The organism is Brevundimonas sp. TWP1-3 (assembly GCF_049896085.1).
GTDB lineage: Bacteria > Pseudomonadota > Alphaproteobacteria > Caulobacterales > Caulobacteraceae > Brevundimonas.
On the sequence record NZ_JAFCTP010000001.1, the window covers coordinates 1,256,173 to 1,275,364 of the forward strand.

The 19,192-nt window shown below is 66.8% G+C and carries 19 protein-coding genes; 11 read left to right on the forward strand and 8 right to left on the reverse strand.

The window, feature by feature from the left end; all coding sequences use genetic code 11:
* The first annotated feature begins 2 nt into the window (after window positions 1–2).
* From ftsA to lpxC, 4 genes are all read left to right on the forward strand, one after another.
* Window positions 3–1,337, forward strand: coding sequence for a cell division protein FtsA (gene ftsA, locus ACP693_RS06320; RefSeq protein WP_236547504.1), 1,335 nt, complete (start codon window positions 3–5; stop codon window positions 1,335–1,337).
* Window positions 1,338–1,594: 257 nt separating this feature from the next.
* Window positions 1,595–4,804, forward strand: coding sequence for a TonB-dependent receptor domain-containing protein (locus ACP693_RS06325; RefSeq protein ID WP_425982444.1), 3,210 nt, complete (start codon window positions 1,595–1,597; stop codon window positions 4,802–4,804).
* 236 nt (window positions 4,805–5,040) lie between these two features.
* Window positions 5,041–6,633 (forward strand): cell division protein FtsZ, encoded by a 1,593-nt coding sequence (gene ftsZ / locus ACP693_RS06330; protein ID WP_426018082.1) that lies wholly within the window; start codon window positions 5,041–5,043, stop codon window positions 6,631–6,633.
* Between the two features lie 186 nt (window positions 6,634–6,819).
* Window positions 6,820–7,719: a UDP-3-O-acyl-N-acetylglucosamine deacetylase gene (lpxC, locus tag ACP693_RS06335; RefSeq protein WP_426018081.1), complete on the forward strand. Its 900-nt coding sequence runs from the start codon at window positions 6,820–6,822 to the stop codon at window positions 7,717–7,719.
* On the opposite strand, the gene pgeF is transcribed toward lpxC, so the two are convergent.
* The 3 genes from pgeF to lgt are packed head-to-tail and all read right to left on the reverse strand — an operon-like array spanning window position 7,716 to window position 10,457.
* Window positions 7,716–8,486 carry a peptidoglycan editing factor PgeF gene (gene pgeF / locus ACP693_RS06340; RefSeq protein ID WP_426018080.1) on the reverse strand — a complete coding sequence of 257 codons (771 nt, stop codon included), beginning with the start codon at window positions 8,484–8,486 and terminating at the stop codon, window positions 7,716–7,718. The genes lpxC and pgeF overlap by 4 nt on opposite strands.
* Window positions 8,487–8,499: 13 nt before the next feature.
* Window positions 8,500–9,585, reverse strand: a complete 1,086-nt coding sequence (locus ACP693_RS06345; RefSeq protein ID WP_426018078.1) for a class I SAM-dependent methyltransferase — start codon at window positions 9,583–9,585, stop codon at window positions 8,500–8,502.
* Window positions 9,582–10,457, reverse strand: a complete 876-nt coding sequence (gene lgt, locus ACP693_RS06350) for a prolipoprotein diacylglyceryl transferase (protein WP_409713313.1) — start codon at window positions 10,455–10,457, stop codon at window positions 9,582–9,584. The genes ACP693_RS06345 and lgt overlap by 4 nt, the downstream gene beginning before the upstream one ends.
* A gap of 174 nt (window positions 10,458–10,631) precedes the next feature.
* Between lgt and ACP693_RS06355 the strand changes: the two genes are divergently transcribed.
* The 3 genes from ACP693_RS06355 (at window position 10,632) to ACP693_RS06365 (ending at window position 12,329) form a co-directional block, all read left to right on the forward strand.
* Window positions 10,632–10,943: an accessory factor UbiK family protein gene (locus ACP693_RS06355; RefSeq protein ID WP_426018076.1), complete on the forward strand. Its 312-nt coding sequence runs from the start codon at window positions 10,632–10,634 to the stop codon at window positions 10,941–10,943.
* Between the two features lie 76 nt (window positions 10,944–11,019).
* Entirely contained in the window at window positions 11,020–11,523 is a 504-nt protein-coding gene (locus ACP693_RS06360) for a YbjN domain-containing protein (protein ID WP_426018074.1), read from the forward strand.
* Window positions 11,524–11,540: 17 nt separating this feature from the next.
* Window positions 11,541–12,329 carry a pyrroline-5-carboxylate reductase family protein gene (locus ACP693_RS06365; protein ID WP_426018072.1) on the forward strand — a complete coding sequence of 263 codons (789 nt, stop codon included), beginning with the start codon at window positions 11,541–11,543 and terminating at the stop codon, window positions 12,327–12,329.
* Here ACP693_RS06365 and ACP693_RS06370 read toward each other — a convergent pair.
* The 3 genes from ACP693_RS06370 to ACP693_RS06380 form a co-directional block, all read right to left on the reverse strand.
* Window positions 12,326–12,802, reverse strand: a complete 477-nt coding sequence (locus ACP693_RS06370) for a hypothetical protein (RefSeq protein WP_426018070.1) — start codon at window positions 12,800–12,802, stop codon at window positions 12,326–12,328. The two genes, ACP693_RS06365 and ACP693_RS06370, sit on opposite strands and share 4 nt — an antisense overlap.
* A gap of 86 nt (window positions 12,803–12,888) precedes the next feature.
* Entirely contained in the window at window positions 12,889–14,256 is a 1,368-nt protein-coding gene (locus tag ACP693_RS06375) for an ATP-binding protein (RefSeq protein WP_426018068.1), read from the reverse strand.
* 4 nt (window positions 14,257–14,260) lie between these two features.
* A complete protein-coding gene (locus tag ACP693_RS06380) occupies window positions 14,261–14,992 on the reverse strand; it encodes a response regulator (RefSeq protein WP_409714001.1) in 732 nt (243 codons plus the stop codon).
* Between the two features lie 88 nt (window positions 14,993–15,080).
* Here ACP693_RS06380 and ACP693_RS06385 point away from each other — a divergent pair, with 88 nt between their 5' ends.
* The gene (locus tag ACP693_RS06385) at window positions 15,081–15,959 is read left to right on the forward strand and encodes a branched-chain amino acid aminotransferase (RefSeq protein WP_426018066.1); all 879 of its coding nucleotides are present in this window, start codon (window positions 15,081–15,083) and stop codon (window positions 15,957–15,959) included.
* Between the two features lie 3 nt (window positions 15,960–15,962).
* On the opposite strand, the gene ACP693_RS06390 is transcribed toward ACP693_RS06385, so the two are convergent.
* On the reverse strand, window positions 15,963–16,598 hold the full coding sequence (locus ACP693_RS06390) for an NrsF family protein (protein WP_426018064.1): 636 nt from the start codon (window positions 16,596–16,598) through the stop codon (window positions 15,963–15,965).
* The gene (locus ACP693_RS06395; RefSeq protein ID WP_426018062.1) at window positions 16,588–17,142 is read right to left on the reverse strand and encodes a sigma-70 family RNA polymerase sigma factor; all 555 of its coding nucleotides are present in this window, start codon (window positions 17,140–17,142) and stop codon (window positions 16,588–16,590) included. The genes ACP693_RS06390 and ACP693_RS06395 overlap by 11 nt, the downstream gene beginning before the upstream one ends.
* Window positions 17,143–17,282: 140 nt before the next feature.
* Between ACP693_RS06395 and ACP693_RS06400 the strand changes: the two genes are divergently transcribed.
* Genes ACP693_RS06400 through ACP693_RS06410 form a run of 3 tightly spaced genes read left to right on the forward strand, consistent with a single transcriptional unit; the run spans window position 17,283 to window position 19,188 of the window.
* Entirely contained in the window at window positions 17,283–17,576 is a 294-nt protein-coding gene (locus tag ACP693_RS06400) for a DUF2282 domain-containing protein (RefSeq protein WP_346493928.1), read from the forward strand.
* A complete protein-coding gene (locus ACP693_RS06405; protein ID WP_426018060.1) occupies window positions 17,576–18,436 on the forward strand; it encodes a DUF692 domain-containing protein in 861 nt (286 codons plus the stop codon). Before ACP693_RS06400 ends, ACP693_RS06405 begins: the two co-directional genes overlap by 1 nt.
* Window positions 18,433–19,188, forward strand: a complete 756-nt coding sequence (locus ACP693_RS06410; RefSeq protein ID WP_426018058.1) for a putative DNA-binding domain-containing protein — start codon at window positions 18,433–18,435, stop codon at window positions 19,186–19,188. The genes ACP693_RS06405 and ACP693_RS06410 overlap by 4 nt, the downstream gene beginning before the upstream one ends.
* Window positions 19,189–19,192 lie beyond the last annotated feature (4 nt).

Consider the following 19,192-nt stretch of genomic DNA (forward strand, 5'->3'; position numbering starts at 1 on the left):
TCATGACCAAGCAACGCGGAGCGGCGAACGATCAGGGTCGGGGCATGGATCCTCGCGCCGGTCGCGCGCCCGTGATCGCGGCGTTGGACATCGGCCAGTCCAAGGTCTCGTGCTTCATCATGAAGCCCGACGGCGTGCGCCACGCCGACCGCACCATCCGCGTCGCCGGCGCCAGCCACGTCCAGTCCAAGGGCGTTAAGGGCGGGGCCATCATCAACATGGACGAGGCCGCCCAGGCCATCGGCCACGCCGTCGAACGCGCCGAGCGTGCGGCCCAGAGCCCGGTCTCCGGCGTCGTCGTCACCACCGCCATCGGCCAGATGGCCAGCCACCGGGTCCAGGCTCGGGTCTCTCTGGGCGCCAATCCGGTCGGGGACGCCGACCTGGCGCGCGCCATCGGCATGGCCCTGGCGCAGATTCGCCTGCCCAACCGTCGGCCCATCCACGTCCTGCCCATCGCCTGGTCGGTGGACGGGGCGCGCGGCGTGCATGATCCGCGCTCGATGCGCGGCGGTTCGCTGGGACTGGACCTGCTGGTCGTCTCCATGGCCGAGAATGTGTTCACGACCCTGAGCCACTGCCTGGAACTGGCGCATCTGGACCTTCAGGGCGTGGCCGCCGCGCCCGTCGTGTCGTCTCTCGCCGCTCTGGAAGAGGACGAGATGGACCTGGGCGCCGTCTGCATCGACATGGGCGGCGGCTCGACCAGCGCCGCCGTGTGGGGCGGGCGGTCCTTGCTGCATATCGAAAGCCTGAACGTCGGCGGCGACCACGTCACCTCGGACATCGCGCGCGGCCTGTCGACGTCCAAGGCCGGCGCCGAACGGTTGAAGACCCTACACGGCTCGGCCATGGCCAGCGCCAACGAAGACCGCGAGATGCTTGAGGCCCCGCCGCGTGGCGAGGACGCCTCCGCCGGCCCCGTCATCGTCCCGCGCGCCATGCTGAAGACCGTCATCGCCCCGCGCGTCGAGGAAACCCTCGAACTGCTGCGCGACCGGCTGAAGAACGCCGGCGTGGGCCTGGAGCCTGGGGCTGGCCTGGTCCTGACCGGCGGCGCCAGCCAGCTGAACGGCGTGCGCGAACTGGCGGTGCGCGTCTTCGACCGTCCCGTCCGCCTCGGAAAACCCCAACGGGCGCCACATTTGGCCGACGCCGCCTCCGGCCCCGCCTTCTGCGCCACCGCCGGCGTACTACTCCGCGCCGCCTACGGCCCGCGCGAGGCGGTATCGGCCCGCAAGCTGATGGCGCGCCAGATCACCGCTGCGGATGCGCCCCGTATCCACCGCGGCAATGTGGTGGGGCGCGTGGCTGGGTGGTTGCGCGATAACCTCTAGCCCTAATAAGTCGGGCCGATAGCTGCCGTGGCTGAGAACGGCAGAACTGTGTCATCCCTGTAACATATTCGACGCTTGGCGGCCTGATTTGCGTCACAATGGTTGCCTGGCCGACATATTCGGATAGACGAAGGTATCCAATAAGCGGGCCGGGAGCTGACTCGCTTATTCGCATCTGGGTATCAGTGGGGCCATCCATCATGAATTTGAAACGTAATCACTTGTTCGGAACGACGATCTTGGCAGGGGTCGTCGCCATGTCCGCCCCGGCCTGGGCGCAAGCCCAGCAAACGGCCGCTGAGGCCGCCGATGCGACCCAGGTTGAAGAGATCGTCGTCACTGGTTCGCGCATCCGTCGCGACCCCGTCACGGCGCCGACCCCGTTGATCCAGGTCGACCGTGAGACCCTGCTCACCACCGGTCAGAACACGGTCATCGACTACCTGGCGACCATCCCGGCGCTGATGAATTCCCAGGTGCCATCGGACACCACCGCAGGCGTTCTGAACGCGGGCGGCCTGTCGCTGCCGAACCTTCGCTCGTTGGGCTCCGGCCGGACCCTGACGCTGGTCGATGGTCGTCGTCACGTCGGTTCGCCCCAAGGCACTCTCGCAGTCGATGTCGACACCATTCCGCGCCTTCTGATCGAAAGCGTCGAAATCGTCACCGGCGGCGCGGCGTCCGTCTATGGTTCCGACGCCGTGTCCGGCGTGTTGAACTTCAAGCTCCGCAAGGACTTCGAAGGTCTGGAAATCGATACCCGTTGGGCCCAGCTGAACGACGGCGGTCAAGATTCCAAGCGTATCTCGGTTCTGGCCGGTAAGAATCTGTTTGATGATCGCCTGAACGTCTACGCCTTCGGTGAATACGAGGAGCTGGACGAAGTTCTGGCGGCCGACATCGATTGGCTGCAAGGCGGTTGGGGCCTGGTCGGCCGCGACGCCGACACGGCGGCTGCGTCTTATGACGGCGTCACCGACAGCCTGCTCTACAAGGACCGACGCACGCTGCAACTGCTTCGCTGGGGTCAGGTCACCCTCGCCAACAACTATCAGCCCAGCGCGCTGAACAATCCGAACACGATCCCTGCCGGACAGTGCACGACTACGTCGATCACGTCGGCCTCCTGCTTCGGCGTGGCCCCTGGAAGAACCTATGTGTTCGACGGCGCCAACGCACGGGTCGCCGATTTCGGAAACTGGGTGCAGCTGACCGGCACCAACCGCGGCGTGAACGTGGGCGGCGACGGCGAGAACCCGAACACGATCTTCAACGTCGATTCGACGCTGCCGAAGTCCGAAAACGCCCGCTTCCAGGTCGGCGCCAACTTCAAGATCACGAACAATATCAATCTGTACGCCGAAGCCAAATACGTCGATGAGACGACGAACCTGGCGACCGGTTATTCGTTCGGCGATATCTACATCGCCGACACGCTGAACGCCGGCAACTCGATGCAGATCCTCAGCACGTCGGCCTATACGACGCGCACGGACAACGCCTTCCTGCCGGCCAATCTCGCCGCAGCCATCCGCGGCAACACCACGCCGGTCTATGGTCCTGCGACGGCAGGCGCCGCTGGCGTCCAGACGGGCACCACGCCTGCTCCCTTCGCGCGCTATAGCGCCTGGCTGCTCGACCGTCCGCAAACCAACGAAAAGCAGTTGCAACGTTACGTCATCGGCTTGAACGGGTCGGCGGGCGATCTCGGCTTCGTCAAGAACATCGACTGGGACATCGGCTACACCTACGGCCGCGTCGATAACAAGAACGTCGAACGCGGTCTGGACATCGAACGTTTCTCTTACGCGATGGACTCCATTCGCGATGCATCGGGCAACATCGTCTGCCGCGTCCAGGCCTTGACGGCGAACGGCGGAACTGTGACCAGCCGCAACCCGAACGTTCCGGGCACGCTGAACTCGCAGTCGTCGGTCGTTCAGAACTGTAAGCCTCTGAACGTGTTCGGTCTGGGCAACCAGAGCGAAGAAGCACTTCAATATGTGCGTGCTCAACTGACGATCGATCAAATCAACGAACAGCACGACGCGCTGGCTACGGTCTCGGGTCAACTTTGGGACTTCTGGGGCGCTGGCCCTATCGGCGTCGCTCTGGGCGCCGAATACCGCAAGGAATACACCGAAGGTACGGGCCGCAGCCGCTCGCTGGGCACGACCTACGCGCAGCTGAACGGCGGCGCTGACTTCTTGCCCGCCGAATATGAGACCAACGAAGCCTTTGCCGAGCTGTCGATCCCGCTGATGCGTGACTCGTTCCTGGGCGAGTATGCCGAACTGAGCGGTTCTTACCGCTACAGCGACTTCTCGACCTTCGGCGCCAGCGACGTCTATGGCGTGAATCTGGTCTATCGCCCGATCCGCGACATCGCGTTCAAGTCCAGCTTCAACACCTCGGTTCGCGCGCCTACACTGTCGGAAACCAACTCCCCGCAGACGCAGACCTTCCTCGCGTTCACCGACCCTTGCGCCACTCTGAACATCCAGAACCTGGCGGATCGGGAGCGTGCTGCGAACCGTATCGTCAACTGCGCGGCCCTGGCCTCTCAGTTTGGTTTGACCTACAACTTCACCGATCCGACGGCAGCGAACGCCTATCGCCCGGTCTATTCGAGCAGCGTTGCTGGTCGTAACGGCGGCAACCCCGACCTGCAGCCGGAAGAGTCCGAGTCCTTCACCTTCTCGACGGTTCTTCAGCCGCGCTTCATCCCGAACTTCTCGCTGGTGCTCGACTATTACGAAATCACCATCGACAAGGTCATCGCGGCGGTCAGCGCGCAGGTTGCAGCGGAAAACTGCGTCAACGGCCCCTCGCTGAATACCAGTGCCTGCCAGACCTTGACCCGTTCGGGCGTGGATATTCCGGCTACTCCGGGTGATGACCGCTTCCAGTTGGTCGACTTCCTGCAAAGCTCGATCAACTACGCCAAGCGTAATGTTCGCGGCCTGGACTTCACCTCCAACTACCGGTTCGACACGCAAGACATGCTCGGCCGCAACTGGGGTGTGTTCCAGCATTCCGTGAACGGTTCGTGGCTGATCGAGCAAAAGAACTTCAACAACATCGAGAACCCGAACGACTTCACCGAACTGTCGAGCACGCTCTTCTATCCGCGAACGCGTCTGACCTCGACCCTGACCTGGCAGACGCCGATCGAGCCCCTGCGGATCACCTGGGTCGCCGACTGGCAGACAGCCCAGGACATCGTGCAACGTCGTGATTTCGTTCAGAACGCCGACTCGCGTGATGAACGCTATCTCGACACCAAGAACTTCATGCGGAACGACTTCTCGGTCCGTTATCAGGTTCGCGATGACCTGACCCTGACGGGCACCGTCCAGAACGCGTTCGACTCCGAACAGGCGCGCTGGCTGGGCGCCACGCTCTACTCGAACTTCGATCCCTACGGTCGTCGTTATTCGATCAGCCTGAACTACCGTCCCTGGTAAATAGGGCTATCCAAGCAGGGAAAAGGGCGGCTCGAAAGGGCCGCCCTTTTTCTTTGAAATCTGGAAAACTGCGGCCAAGCTTTTGGTTTGTGCTGGTCTTTCACCCGACTCACATTATCGCCGTAACCTTCTCTTAACCTTCATGGGCGCAATCCTTAACGCGCTCATAACCAAAGCGATTCGGCGGGGGCGGTCGGTTGGTTTGAAGGGGCGGGTCAGCAGGTCGGAAAAAGAAAATGTCGCTTTCATTGGTCAAGCCGCAACACACTGAACTGAAGCCCCGGATCGTCGTGTTCGGCGTCGGCGGCGCCGGCGGCAACGCCGTGAACAATATGATCGACGCCGGCCTCGAAGGGGTCGAGTTCGTCGTGGCCAACACCGACGCGCAGCACCTCAGCTTCGCCAAGACGGATCGCCGCATTCAACTGGGCGAGACCATCACCCAAGGCCTGGGCGCCGGCGCCCACCCCGAAGTCGGCATGAACGCCGCCGAAGAATCCGCCGACGAAATCCATCAGCACCTCGAAGGTGCGCACATGGTCTTCATCACCTGCGGCATGGGCGGCGGCACCGGCACCGGCGCGGCCCCCGTCATCGCCAAGTGCGCGCGCGATCGCGGAATCCTGACCGTCGGCGTCGTGACCAAGCCCTTCACCTTCGAAGGCCGCCACCGGATGCGCCTGGCTGACGCGGGCGTCGCCGAGCTGCAGCGCTATGTCGACACCCTGATCGTCATCCCGAACCAGAACCTGTTCCGCGTCGCCAACGAACGCACCACCTTCGCCGACGCCTTCGGCATGGCCGACCAGGTGCTGCACTCGGGCGTGCGTTCGATCACCGACCTGATGATCCTGCCCGGCCTGATAAACCTGGACTTCGCCGACGTGCGCGCCGTCATGTCCGAGATGGGCAAGGCGATGATGGGCACGGGCGAGGCCTCGGGCGATGACCGCGCCCTGCTGGCCGCCCAGAACGCCATCGCCAACCCGCTGCTGGACGAGACCTCGCTGAAGGGCGCCAAGGCCGTGCTGGTGAACATCACCGGTGGTCTGGACATGACCTTGCTGGAAGTCGACGAGGCCGCCAACGCCATCTCGGCCGAGGTGGACGGCGACGCCAACATCATCTTCGGCGCGGCCTTCGATCCGGCGCTGGACGGCAAGATCCGCGTCTCGGTCGTCGCCACCGGCATGGACGAGGGCGAGATCAAGCGTATCGAACCCATCGCGCCGCCCGCCGCCAGCGCGCCGCTGGCCGGCCATGACGCCCGCCGTTCGGCCGGCGGTCTGTATGGCACGCAGCCGTCGCGCGCGCCGGAACCGACGCGGGACACGTATCGCGAGCCCGTCCGTGCGGAAGCGCCGCGTTCGCCTGAGCCCCGCATCGAGGCGGCGCCGGTCGTGCCGACCTTTCAGTCCCCTGCCGCTCGCGAGCCGGAACCGCGCCCCGAGCCGGTGATCCGCGTCGCCGAACAGCAGCCGCGCGCCCTGGATCCCATCGTCGATCCGTGGGTGGAGGAATATGAGACCCGCGCCCCGGCGCCGCGCATCGCGCCTCAGGGCGACCTCTACGCCGAACGTGAACGCGCCGCGCCTGTCGCGCAGCCCCAGGCCGACGACGGTTATGATGACCGCGATCATCGCCGCAGCGGCTGGAGCCTGTTCGGTCGTGGCAAGCGCACCCAGCCTCAGCACGAAGCCTCCTATGCGCCGCAGCCGACGCATCAGATGCGCGGCGCGGCCCAGCCGGCGCAGCAAGCGGAACCGGAGGCGGGACAGGCCGATGACGACCTGGAAATCCCATCCTTTCTCCGCCGTCTGGCCAACTAGACAACCCAAGTGACGATGGAACGCCCCGGAGCCCGGCTCCGGGGCGTTCTTCGTTTCAGGCGCTGTGCCAGAGCGAAACAATCCGAAACCGGACTTTGATTTCACGGTTGCGGCGCCCCGGCTAAAGGACATGCAGGGCGCAATCCGCACGGCGTGCGGCGCGCATAATGAAGAGCGAGTTTGAGTTTGTCGGTCAGAAACGACCATCACGAACACACCATCGTCGCACCGGCCATCATCGCCGGCGTCGGGGTGCACACCGGCCGCCGCGTGCGGCTGGCGGTTCGGCCTGCGCCCTCGGGCACGGGCATCGTCTTCGTGCGCACCGACATCACCGACCGCGACAACCGCATTCTGGTGTCGGGCGAGGCCGTCGTGGACGCCCGCCTGAACACCATGATCGAGAACGGCGCAGGCGTTCGCCTGTCGACCATCGAGCATTTGATGGCCGCCTTCGCCGCGCTGGGCGTGTCGAATGCTGTAATCGAGGTGGACGGACCGGAGCTGCCGATCCTGGACGGGTCGGCGCTGGAGTTCGTGCAACTGCTGGACCGGGCGGGGTTCCGTCCGCAGCCCACGCCGCAACGCTATATCGAGATCCTGGAGACGGTCCACGTCGTCGAGGGCGACAAGCACGCGGCCCTGCTGCCGTGCGACCGTTACGAGATGCGGTTCGAGATCGACTTCCCGTCGGCGGTGATCGGCAATCAGGTCATCGATTTCGTCGTGGACGAGCCGACGTTCCGCAAGGATATCATGGCCGCCCGCACGTTCGGCTTCGCCCATGAGGTCGAGGCCTTGCGTCAGGCGGGCCTAGCGCGGGGCGGCTCGCTGGAGAACGCCGTGGTCATCGACGGCGACGACATCCTGAACCCCGGAGGCCTGCGCATGGAACGCGAGTTCGTGCGTCACAAGGCGCTGGACGCCATCGGCGATCTGTACGTGCTGGGCGCGCCCCTGCTGGGCCGTTACGAGGGCTACAAGGCGGGCCACGCGCTGAACAACCGTCTGGTGCGGGCGCTGCTGGCTGCGCCGCATGCGTGGCGCGAAGTGACGCGGGTGCCGGAGCTGGCGCGCGCGGGCTAAGCCCCGATCACCGAAATCAAACGTCCAAAGTCGGGTTCGCCTTGCTGAAAAGCGCGGCGGTTCGAATAGAACCGGTCCGCGTCCAAACAGGTGTCGTGGCCGGTCCAGACGGCCTGGCCGACGCCGGCCTGTTGCAGCCGCCACAGGACGAAGCCAGGCAGGTCGAACTGGCGTTTGTCGTCGGTCTCGCCGGGGTGGAAGAAGCGCTCGCTGCCGGGGTCGTGGTGGGTGAAGCGGTCTTCGAAATCGACGCCGACCTCATAGCTGGCGGGGGCGATGCACGGGCCGACGACGGCCAAGGTGCGGCGCGGATCGGCGCCCAGGGCCTGCATGGCGGCGACGGCGGAATGGATCACGCCGCCCAAGGCTCCCTTCCAGCCGGCATGGACGGCGGCGACGATACGGGTCTCGGGATCGGCCAGCAGCACCGGCGCGCAGTCGGCGGTCAGGACCGAACACAACAGTCCGGGCTCGGCCGAGACGACGGCGTCGCCTTCGGGCCGGTCGCCATGCCAGGGGCCTTCTGCGACGCGGGCGACGGCGGAATGGATCTGGTAGCAGCCGTTCAGATGGTCGGCGTCGGCATTGAAATGGGCGGCGACGCGACGGCGGTTCTCGGCGACGGCGGCGGGATCGTCCTGTGAGCCGACCCCGGCGTTCAGGCCTTCGTAGATGCCGGTCGATACCCCGCCCGCGCGGGTGAAGAAGCCGTGGGCGATGCCGGCGGCGGTCAGAAGCGGGTGGGTGATGGGGGCCAGATCGCTCATGCCCCCACCTATATCAGGCGTCCCAGCCGGGCACGACCAGGGATCGGGGCGCAAAGATCGCGGCGGCCTTGAACAGGCTACCCATCTGGTCGTCGCCGGTCAGGCGGTCGAGCTGGCGCGCGATGACGGGGGCGGCTGCGGGCCGGCTGGTCGCCAGGGCCTCGGCGCGGGCCTGGATGCCCAGAAGGCGCAGGAACTCGCCCTGGGGCAGGCAGCCGGTGACGTCGGCGCCGGTGCGGACGGCGGCCTCCATGACCAGGAGGAAATCGGCCCACTGGGTCAGGTCGGCCTCGCCCGGCGTCGCCAAGGGATCGACCTTCTGGTGACGGCGCAGGGCCTGGAGGGTGTCGCCGGCCTCGGGCCGGGCGCGGCCGTAGTCGATCAGCAGGGCGGCGCCCGAGGCGGCCTTCATGAGCATGCCCAGGTCGCGGCCGAAGAAGGCCTGCTGCTCAGAGATTTCCAGGATGCCGCCCGGCGCGATGTCGAAGTCGGGCTTGTGGAAGCCGCCGGAGATGGCGGTGAGGCCGAAGATCAGGTCGCCGTTGTCGGTGACGCCGATGCGGCGTTCGGCCCAGCCGCCGTCGGTGCGGACGAACTGACGCGCAGGCATGCAGTCCAGCACTTCGTTGGCGATCAGGATGACGGGGGCGTCGGTCTCGGTCCGCGTCAGGTCGCGCACCCAGCGGGGCGACAGGTCGGCGCCGGCCAGGGCCTTGGCTTGAAGATCGCGCAAGGGGGCGCTGGGTTCGATCAGGATCAGGTCGCAGGCTTCCAGGAAGCCGGGCGCCAGACGGGCGGCCCGCAGGGCGTCGCTCATCAATGTGCCGTCGCCGGGGCCGACCTCGACCAGGCGGAAGCGTTCGGGTGCGCCCAGCCGGTTCCAGGTCTCGACCGCCCACAGGCCGATCAGTTCGCCGAACATCTGGCTGACCAGGGGTGCGGTGATGAAGTCGCCGCGTGCGCCCAGGTCAGGACGCGAGGCATAGTAGCCGCCCTTGGGATCGTGCAGGCAGCGGGTGACGTAATCGGCCACCGTCATCGGCCCCGTCAGGGCGATCTCTCGCGCCAGACGGGACTTCAGGGTTTCGTCCTGGCTCATGCCTCGGCGGCGACGGGCGGACGCTTCCACGCGCGCCAGATGAGCCAGGCGCCGACCAGGATCATCGGGATCGACAGCATCATCCCCATGGTCAGGCCCAGCGGGAAGTCGGGCATGCCGAAGTCGGGCTCGCGCACATTCTCCAGCGCGGCGCGGCAGACGCCATAGCCGACCAGAAACAGGCCGGTGATGTAGCCCGGCTTCTTGAGCAGGCCGAACTTCCAGATGCCCAGGGACAGGATGGACAGCAGAACGATCCCCTCCAGACCGGCCTCATAGAGCTGGCTGGGGTGGCGGGGCGCGTCGCCGGCGGGGCAGAAGCCGTACATCTGTTCGATGCGGGCGTTGCAGAAGCGCACGGCCCAGGGAACGGTCGTCTCGCGGCCCCACAGCTCGCCATTGATGAAGTTGGCCAGGCGGCCGAACATCAGGCCGATCGGCACCACAGGAGCGACCATGTCGCCGAGCCGCAGCATGTCGATCTTCTGCGAGCGGGCATAGAGGGCGATGGCCACGACCACGCCCAGGAAGCCGCCGTGGAAGCTCATGCCGCCGGTCCACAGCTGGAACAGTTCGAACCGTTCGCCCAGCGTCTGGCCAGTGAACAGCTGGCCGTACATGACCGGCTTGTAGAAGAGGGCGTAGCCGAGACGGCCGCCCAGGATGATGCCCAGCACGATCCACAGCACCAGGTCGTCCAGCTGCGTCGTGGTGACGGGCGGCTTGCCCGGCGCCCACAGACGCTGGGTCTTGGCCAGGCGCGCGGCGTACCACCAGCCCAGCACGATGCCGGCGACATAGGCCAGGGCGTACCAGCGGATCGGAAGCGGTCCGAGGTGGATCAGAACCGGATCGAATTCGGGAAAGGGCAAGGGGCGTTCCTGTGAAGGGCAGTCTCTGAAAGGCGGTTTAGCAAGCGTCGCTGCGTCCGTCGCCTGTGAAGACGAATAACAACGCCTTGATGGCATCCGCGAAGCAGCAGAAAGAAAGGTTTCGTTCACCATAGTCGGTGAACCTTCGTTAACGACGTTGAGGTCGGAGCCGCCATGCAGACCCGCAATCCCATCCTGGACGAGTTCGCCAAACTGACGACCGGCGCCATGGGCCTGGCCCAGGCCGCCGGCGAAGAGGCCAAGACCGCCTGGCGAGGGCAGGCCGACCGTATCGCCGCCGAGATGGACCTGGTCCGCCGCGACGAATTCGATGTGCTGAAGGACGAAATCGCCGCCCTGCGGGCCGAGATCTCGGAACTGAAGGCGGCCTCGAAACCTGCTGGCAAACCGGCTGCAAAGCCCGCCAGCAAGCCTTCTGAGGGAACGTCCACAGATGGAACTCAACCCGGGGACGCAGCCGGTTGAGCCGAATCTGCGAACAGGCTTACCGTTCTGTTAATGCCCGCGATTCTCGCGGACGCAGCTCGAATCGAGACTACTGATGGATATCGCCCGGTCAGAGGAAGTGGACGTGCCGTTCGACCCGCTTGAGGTCGTCGAGCATGTTCTTACGGCCGAGAATCTTCCGTTCGACCGCACCGATGACGGCGACCTGGCCTTTGCTCTGGCCGGCGACTGGAAGGATTATGAGCTGTGGTTCGCCTGGCGGCCCGAGGGTGATTGCCTTCAGCTGTGCTGCGCGCTGGACCTGAAGGTGGCCAAGAGCCGCAAGACCGCCGCCTATGAACTGGTCGGCCTGATCAACCAGCGCACCTGGATGGGCCATTTCGAAGTCTGGGCCGAGGACGGCGAGATCGTCTTCCGCCACTCGCTGGCCCTGCCGATGGGCGAGCGCCCGACCCTGGCCCAGGCTGCGTCCATGATCGACGCCGCCATCGAGGCCTCGGATCGTTACTACCCCGCCTTCGACTTCATGGTGCGCGGGAACAAGAAGCCGCAGGAGGCCATCGACGCCTGCCTGTTCGAGACCGTCGGCACCGCCTGATGCCAGGCGCGGCTTCTGTGGCGGGGCCTGTCGTCCTGGTCGGCTGCGGCCGGCTGGGATCCGCCATTCTGGAAGGCTGGCTGCTGACCGCGACGGTGGCGGCGTCCGACCTGATCATCCTCAGCCCGTCGGAAAAGCCCGCCGCCGAGATGGCGCGGGCTCAGGGCGCGCGGATCAATCCGCCGCTGGAGGCGCTGACCCAGGCCGCCGTCATCGTGCTGGCGGTCAAGCCGGCGCTATGGCGTGAGGTGATGGCCCCGCTGGCGCCGTTCCTGAACGATCGGGCCGTCATCCTGTCGGTGATGGCGGGCGTGACCGCGCCGACGCTGGCGGAAGGGATCGGGGGCTGGCCCATCGTGCGGGTGATGCCGACGACCGGCGTGTCGCGTGGACGCGGCGTCGCCTCGGTCTGGTCGGCGGATGCGCGAGCCGGGGACATCGGGCGGGCGCTGTTCGAGCCGATGGCCGAGACCGTGGTTCTGGCCGTCGAAGCCCTGATGGATGCGGCGACGGCGGTGGCCGGATCGGGCGCGGCCTATTTCTACGCCTTCACCGAGGCCCTGGCGCGGGCCGGGGAGGCGGCGGGTCTGGATGCGGCGACGGCGGATGTGCTGGCGCGCGCCACCCTGAGATCCGCAGCGGATTCGATGGGCGACGATGGGCTGGAGGCCCTGATCGGCCGGATCGCCTCGCCCGGCGGCTCGACCCGCGCTGGGCTTGACGCCATGGCGAAGGACGGCCGCCTGACGGCGATGCTGGACGAGACGGTTGCGGCGGCGGTGAAGCGCAACCGCGAAATGGGTTAGAAGCGCCCGCGCTCGATCTGATTGCCGAAGCGCTCGAAGGCGCGGTCGGCGTCACGCCAGACGCTGTAGCCCCAGACATCGGCGATGTTGGGCGAGAAGTAGGAATAATTCACTGGCAGGGTCTGGCCGTCCGCCGTGACGATCTCGCCCTTGATCGCGGCGCCGCCGATCGAGATGCTGTTGATCGGGTCGAGGCCCGGCGTCTGGCGCACCTGCTCCATGGTCGGGCGGTTCGGCTTCAGGTCGGTCAGGATCAGATTGGCCGTGGCGCCGGGGTAGCGTTGCTGCAAAGCCTTGCCGACCTCGGCCTGAAGGCCGGCGATCTGTTCGTTGACCTCGCGGTCGCCAAGCTTCTCGACCTGACGCTGAAGTTCCGGGCCGACCGTGACGTTGACGGCCGGGGCTTGCGCCTGGGCCATGGCGGCGGCTGCGAGGGTCGCGACCAGGGGTGCAAAGAAGGCAAGTCTACGCATCGAATTCATCTCCAAGCCCTGTCGGAACCAAGATGACCCTTGCGGCGCGGTTTCGCCAGCCCCTGACCGGCGAAAGCTGAAAGGCCTCAGACGGTCTCGGCGACCGTGACGGTTCCCGGAACGCGGATGGTGGCCTTCAGCCCGCCCATGTCGCTGCGGTCCAGGGCGACGTCGCCGCCGTGGCCGCGAGCCACGTCGCGAGCGATGGCCAGGCCCAGGCCGACACCCTTGCGGTTCTGATTGCGAGACTCGTCCAGGCGCGAGAAGGGGCGGAACGCCTCGTCATACATGGCCTCGGGGATGCCCGGCCCGTCATCCTCGACGATGATCTCCAGCCCGCCGGACGCCAGGGCGCGGCCCGACAGGCGCACATGTTCGCCGTGCGAGGCGGCGTTGCCGGCCAAGTTCACCAAGGCGCGCTTGAAGGCGAGGGGACGGACAGATGCGGTCAGGCCTTCGGGGACCAGGACCTGGACCTCGGCGCCGACGCGCCGAGCGTCCTCGCCGGCCGCCTTGAGCAGATCGGAGATCGACACCGGCTTGGGCGGTTCGCCGGCTTCGCCCCGGGCGAAGTCGAGATATTCGTCGATCATATGCTCCATCTCGTCCAAGTCGCCGCGCATGGCGGCCTGGCGCTTGAACGGCGGGGCCAGGGCCAGTTCCAGACGAAGACGGGTCAGGGGCGTGCGAAGGTCGTGACTGACCGAGGCGAGCAGGGCGGTGCGCTGGTCGATGTGGCGCTGGATGCGGTCGCGCATGGCCATGAAGGCGACGGCCGCGGCGCGGACCTCGCGCGCGCCATGCGGCTTGAACCGTGGCACGGTCTCGCCGCGCCCAAAGGCCTCGGCCGCATCGGCCAGCCGCTCGATGGCGCGGACCTGGTTGCGGATGAACAGGATGGCCACGCCCATCAAGAGGACGGTCGCCACCGCCAGCCACAGGACGAAGATGTGGGCCTGGGTCGCCACGGCGCGTTCGCGCGGGGCGATGATGCGAAGGACGCCCTGCGGCTCCTGCACCTGAATATCGACATAGGCGGGGTAGCGGGTGGTGTCGAACCAGTAGGGGCGGTCCACACGGGCGTCCAAGGCCTTGTCCAGCACCCGGTCCACCACGCCGATGGCCCCGCGCCGCTCTTCCGTCGGCAGGGTGCGGCCCTCCTGGAGCACGATGGACAGGGACATCGACCGCTCGGCGCGATTGGCCAGCTTTTCCAGGTTGGCCGGGCTGGGATCGTCCTCATAGGTTTCGACGGCCCAGGCGATGTCGCCGGCCAGGCCTTCGGACAGGCGCGCGGTCACTGTCTGCCAGTGGGCGTCGAAGAAGACCCAGGTCACCGCCATCTGCATGACCAGCACCGGCAGGACGATGATCAGCAGCGACCGGCCCCACAGTGAGGTCGGCAGGCGCCGCTTCAGGAACCGCGGCCACAGATAGGCGGGCAGCAGCCGCATCGGATCAGTCGGGCGCCAGCATATAGCCGACGCCGCGCACCGTCTGTAGATAGCGCGGGTTCTTGGGGTCGACCTCCAGCTTGCGACGCAGGCGCGTCACCTGAACGTCCACGGCGCGGCCGGTGATGTCGGCGGTGTCGGGAGACAGGCTCATCCGCTCGACCGGAGCGTGGGCGTGCAGGGCCAAGGTCTTGAGCAGTTGCGCCTCGGCCTCGGTCAGGCGCTGGGGAACGCCGTCGCGGATCAGCTCCAGCCGTTCCATGTCGAAGACGGCCGTCCCCAGCTTGACCTCCTTGGGACCGATCGGCTTGCCGCCGGTGCGGCGCAGGATGGCGTCGATGCGCAGCACCAGCTCGCGCGGTTCGAACGGCTTGGACATATAGTCGTCGGCGCCGCGCGACAGGCCCTCGATCCGGTCCTCGGGATCGCCGCGCGCCGTCAGCAGAAGCACCGGTGTCTTGGACAGTTCGGCCTTGCCGCGAACCCAGCTGGTCAGGTCCAGCCCGCTTTCGCCTGGCATCATGACGTCCAGCACGACCAGATCGAACTCGATCAGCTCCATCATCCGCTTGGCGGCGGCCGCGTGGGCGGCGCCGGTGACCCGGTAGCCTTCGCGCGCCAGAAATTCTTTCAGCAGCTCGCGGATGCGATCATCGTCGTCGACGATCAGCAGATGGCGGCCCACGCCGGGGCCGGCGATGGGGCCTGAACGGCCGTGCGAGCGCGATTCCGTCATGCTCATGCGACGTTTCCCCCGCTGCGGGCGTTGACCTGAGCGATTCGTGAGGCTCTAACACCGTCAATTTCGCGGGAGACGTATTTCAATGGCCTTCGTTCCTTTCGACGATCGTGACGGCTGGATCTGGGTGAATGGCGATTTCGTCCCCTGGAGGGAAGCGAAAACGCACGTTCTGACCCATGCCCTGCACTATGGCTCGTCGGTCTTCGAGGGTGAGCGTATGTACGCTGGCGAAATCTTCAAGCTGACGCAGCATTCCGAGCGCCTGAAGCGGTCCGCCAACCTGCTCGATTTCGAGATACCCTACAGCGTCGCTGAAATCGACGCCTTGTGTAAGGAAACCTGCGCCAAGAACGGCCTGACGGACTGCTACGTGCGTCCCGTCGCCTACCTCGGCCCGGAACAGACCAGCGTTTCGGCCCTGAACAACAAGGTCCATCTGGCCATCGCCGTGTGGGACTGGCCCAGCTATTTCGACCCCGAGGTCAAGGCGCGCGGCCTGAGACTGGAATGGGCCAAGTGGCGTCGCCCCGATCCGGCGACGGCGCCGACGACGGCCAAGGCGGCGGGTCTGTACATGATCTGCACCATGTCCAAGAACACGGCGGAGCGTAACGGTTTCGCCGACGCCCTGATGCTGGACTGGCGCGGCTATGTCGCCGAGGCGACGGGCGCCAACGTCTTCTTCATCAAGGACGGCGTCATCCACACGCCCAAGGTCGAGCATATCCTGGACGGCATCACCCGCCAGACCGTGATCGAGATCGCCCGCGAGAAGGGCATCGAGGTCGTGGTGCGCGACATCCTGCCGGAAGAACTGTCGGGCTTCTCCGAGTGCTTCCTGACCGGCACGGCCGTCGAGGTGACGCCGGTCGCCGAGGTGGGCGAGTATCGCTTCACGCCGGGCGCCCTGTCGCTGGACCTGATGGACCACTACGGCAAGCTGGTGCGCGGCCAGCTCTGAGCCCTACCATCGCAGGGCGAAGCGGCCGATCACGGCGCCGATCAGGCCGGCGGCCGCGACGCCCAGCGTATACCAGGTAGCGACGAAGGCCGCCGTCGCTTCCCCGCAGTGCAGCAGGCCATAGGCGGTGGCGGCGATACCGCCCGTCGCCACACCCAACGCAAGACCGGCCGCCGTCGGCCGCGTCGGCGCAAGCCGCCGCGCCGACAGGAAGACCAGCGGCGCGGCGAAGGCCGAGACCAGCACGATGTTTCGACCGCAGATGGTCCAGGTCTGGCCCAACCAGCCGGCGATGCGCGCATCAGGCGGGGTCAGGCTCATCTCGACGGCGCCCCACAGCGCCGCGACCGCCACGACGGAAATCAGGGCAAGCGCTGCAGGCCGGGCATCGACGCCCGGCCGACCCAGCCGTGTCGCCAGCCAGATCGCGCTCGTGGTCAGGGCGGCGGTGTAAAGTCCCTTCAGCCACGGCGTCGGCGCCTGGAGCGCCTGCGTCAGGTCCGGACGCACCCCCAGCAACAATGCCACGGCCGTCACGGCGGCCAAGCCGGCGCCGGCCAGCAGCGCAGCGTTGGGCCGTGCGGGCTGCGCCGGCTCAAGCCCGGCGGCCAGGGCGTCGATCAGGTCTTCAGTCTTCATCGGGATTCACGCTGGCGACCAACGTCTTCATGGAGCGGTGGACGCTGACTTTGGCCGCGCCCTCGGTGAAGCCGTTGCGGGCGGCGGCCTCGGCCAGGCTGAAGCCGCCGATGCGAACGTCCTCGACCAGACGGCGCTGGCGCAGCGGCAGGATGGAAAGGACCTTGTTCAGGTCGCGGCGGACGACGCCGTCTTCGACCGTATGTTCGGCCAGCAGGACGGAGGCCTCTTCCAGCGGCACGTCGTGGCGACGACCCAGGCGACGGAAATGGTCGATCAGCTTGTAGCGCGCGATCGCATAGGCCCACGCGGTGAAGGGCAGCGACCGGTCATAGGTCGCGCGCTTGGCGTGAATGGCGATCAGGCAGTCCTGCACGAGATCCTCCGCATCGGCCTCATGACCGATCAGGCGACGTTTGAAGAAAGGGGTCAGGGCGCCGCGCATTGCGGACAGCAGGGCGCGCCAGGCCACGGGGTCTCCGTCGAGTCCCCGCAACATCAGGCTTTTGAGCTCTGCTTCCTTGTCGACCACGCAGCATCCCATTCGCGCCGGACAGGACGGAGGTTACAGGTTCGGAGCCGAAATCCGACAAAATATTTCTCGTAACCTTCGCCGGATCGACGCCGAAACCTCTCCTGTCAGGTCGCTCCGCTTCGGACGGCCCTCACCCAGGAGACGAACCCATGAATACTCCCACCAAAATCATGATCGGCGCCGGCGCCCTTCTGGCCCTCGGCGCCAATGCCGCCGCCGCCCAGAACCGCCCGACGGCCCAGCAGGAAAACGCCATGGAGAAATGCTACGGCGTGGCCAAAGCCGGTCAGAACGACTGCGCCGCCGGCCCCGGCACCACCTGCGCCGGCACGTCGGTGCGGGACTATCAGGGCAACGCCTGGAAGCTGGTCGCCAAGGGCACCTGCGCCTCGATCCAGACGCCCAAGGGCAATGGTTCGCTGAGCCCGATCGCGAACCGCTGATGTCCGCCTTTCCGACTGCCGGGCTGGGTCTGAAGCCCCAACACTATGTGGAGGCCGAGGCCTGCCCGGCGGTCGGGGGCCTCAACGGCGTGCAGGACGGACTGTGGTTCGAGGTGCATCCCGAGAACTACATGATCGACGGCGGGCCGCGTCTGAGCTGGCTGGAGCGCATTCGTGCGCGTCGGCCCCTGTCGCTGCACGGCGTCGGCCTGTCCCTGGCTGGGGACGAGCGTCCCGACCGCGCGCACCTGGCCCGTTTCCGCGCCCTGATCGACCGGTTCGAGCCCTTCGTGGTGTCCGAACACCTGGCTTGGTCGCGGCGTGGAAACGTCTATCACCCCGACCTGCTGCCCGTGCCGCGCAGCCGCGAGATGCTGACCCTGGTCTGCGACCATGTCGAAGAGGCGCAGGCGTATCTGGGCCGGCGAATTTTGATCGAAAATCCCACCGCCTACCTGCCGATGGCCGCCCATGAATGGGACGAGGTCGACTTTCTGGTCGAGATCGCCCGACGCGCTGGATGCGGCCTGCTGGTGGACGTGAACAACGTCCATGTCAACGCCGCCAACATGGGCGGATCGGCCGAGGCCTGGCTGGACGCCGTGCCCGCCAATCTGGTCGGAGAAATCCATCTGGCGGGGCATCGGCCCGATCCGGTGTGGGGCGAGGCCCTGTTGATCGACAGTCACGACGCCCCGGTCGCCGAGGCGGTCTGGCGGCTCTACGAGCGGTTGATCGGCCGCATCGGCGGGCGGCCAACCCTGATCGAACGCGACGGCGACGTGCCGGAGTTCTCCGAGCTGCTGGGCGAACAGGCCCGCGCCGCAGAGGCCCTAATGCTGGTGGAGGCCCTGGCGTGACCGCCTTTCACGCCGCCTTCGAGACCGCGCTGAACGGACGGTTCGACGACCTGTGGCCGCATCTGCAGCCGGACGAACTGACGCTGGGCGCCATCGCCGTCTATCGCAATACCGCCGTCAAGGGTCGGATCGACGCGCTGGAGGCCAACTATCCGACCGTGTCGCAGATGGTCGGAAGCGATTGGTTCCGCGCCGCGGCGCGCGAGTTCGTCGAGGCGCAGCCTGGCGACGATCCTGTGCTGGCCGCCTATGGCGCGGACTTCCCCGACTGGCTGGCCCGGTTCGAGCCGGCGAGGGACATGCCCTATCTGGCGCCGATGGCCCGCCTGGACCGCGCCTGGACCGAGGCGCACCTGTCGCCGAACGCCTTGCCGATGGACGCCCGGCACGCCGCGACGCTGGGCCTGGCCCTGACCGGCATGCCCGCGCGCCTGCATCCGTCCGTGCGTCTGTTCTGGTTCGACTGGACAGCGCCGTCGCTGTGGCTGGCGCATCGCTATCCGACGGCAGGCGCTAAACTGGCCTGGCGCGCGGAGCCGCAAGGCCTGTTGATCCAGCGACCCGACGCCGAGGTTCGCGCGCGGCGCCTGAGCCGCGCCGAATGGGCCTTCCTCGACGCCTGCCGCAAAGGTCGCCCTTTCGGCGCAGCCGCCCTAAGCGCCCAGTCGGCTCAGCCCGGTCTGGACGTCCCCGCTCTTTTCGCCGGTCTGATCGCGATCGGCGTCTTCGAAACCCCGCTCGCCAGAGGCTGAAATC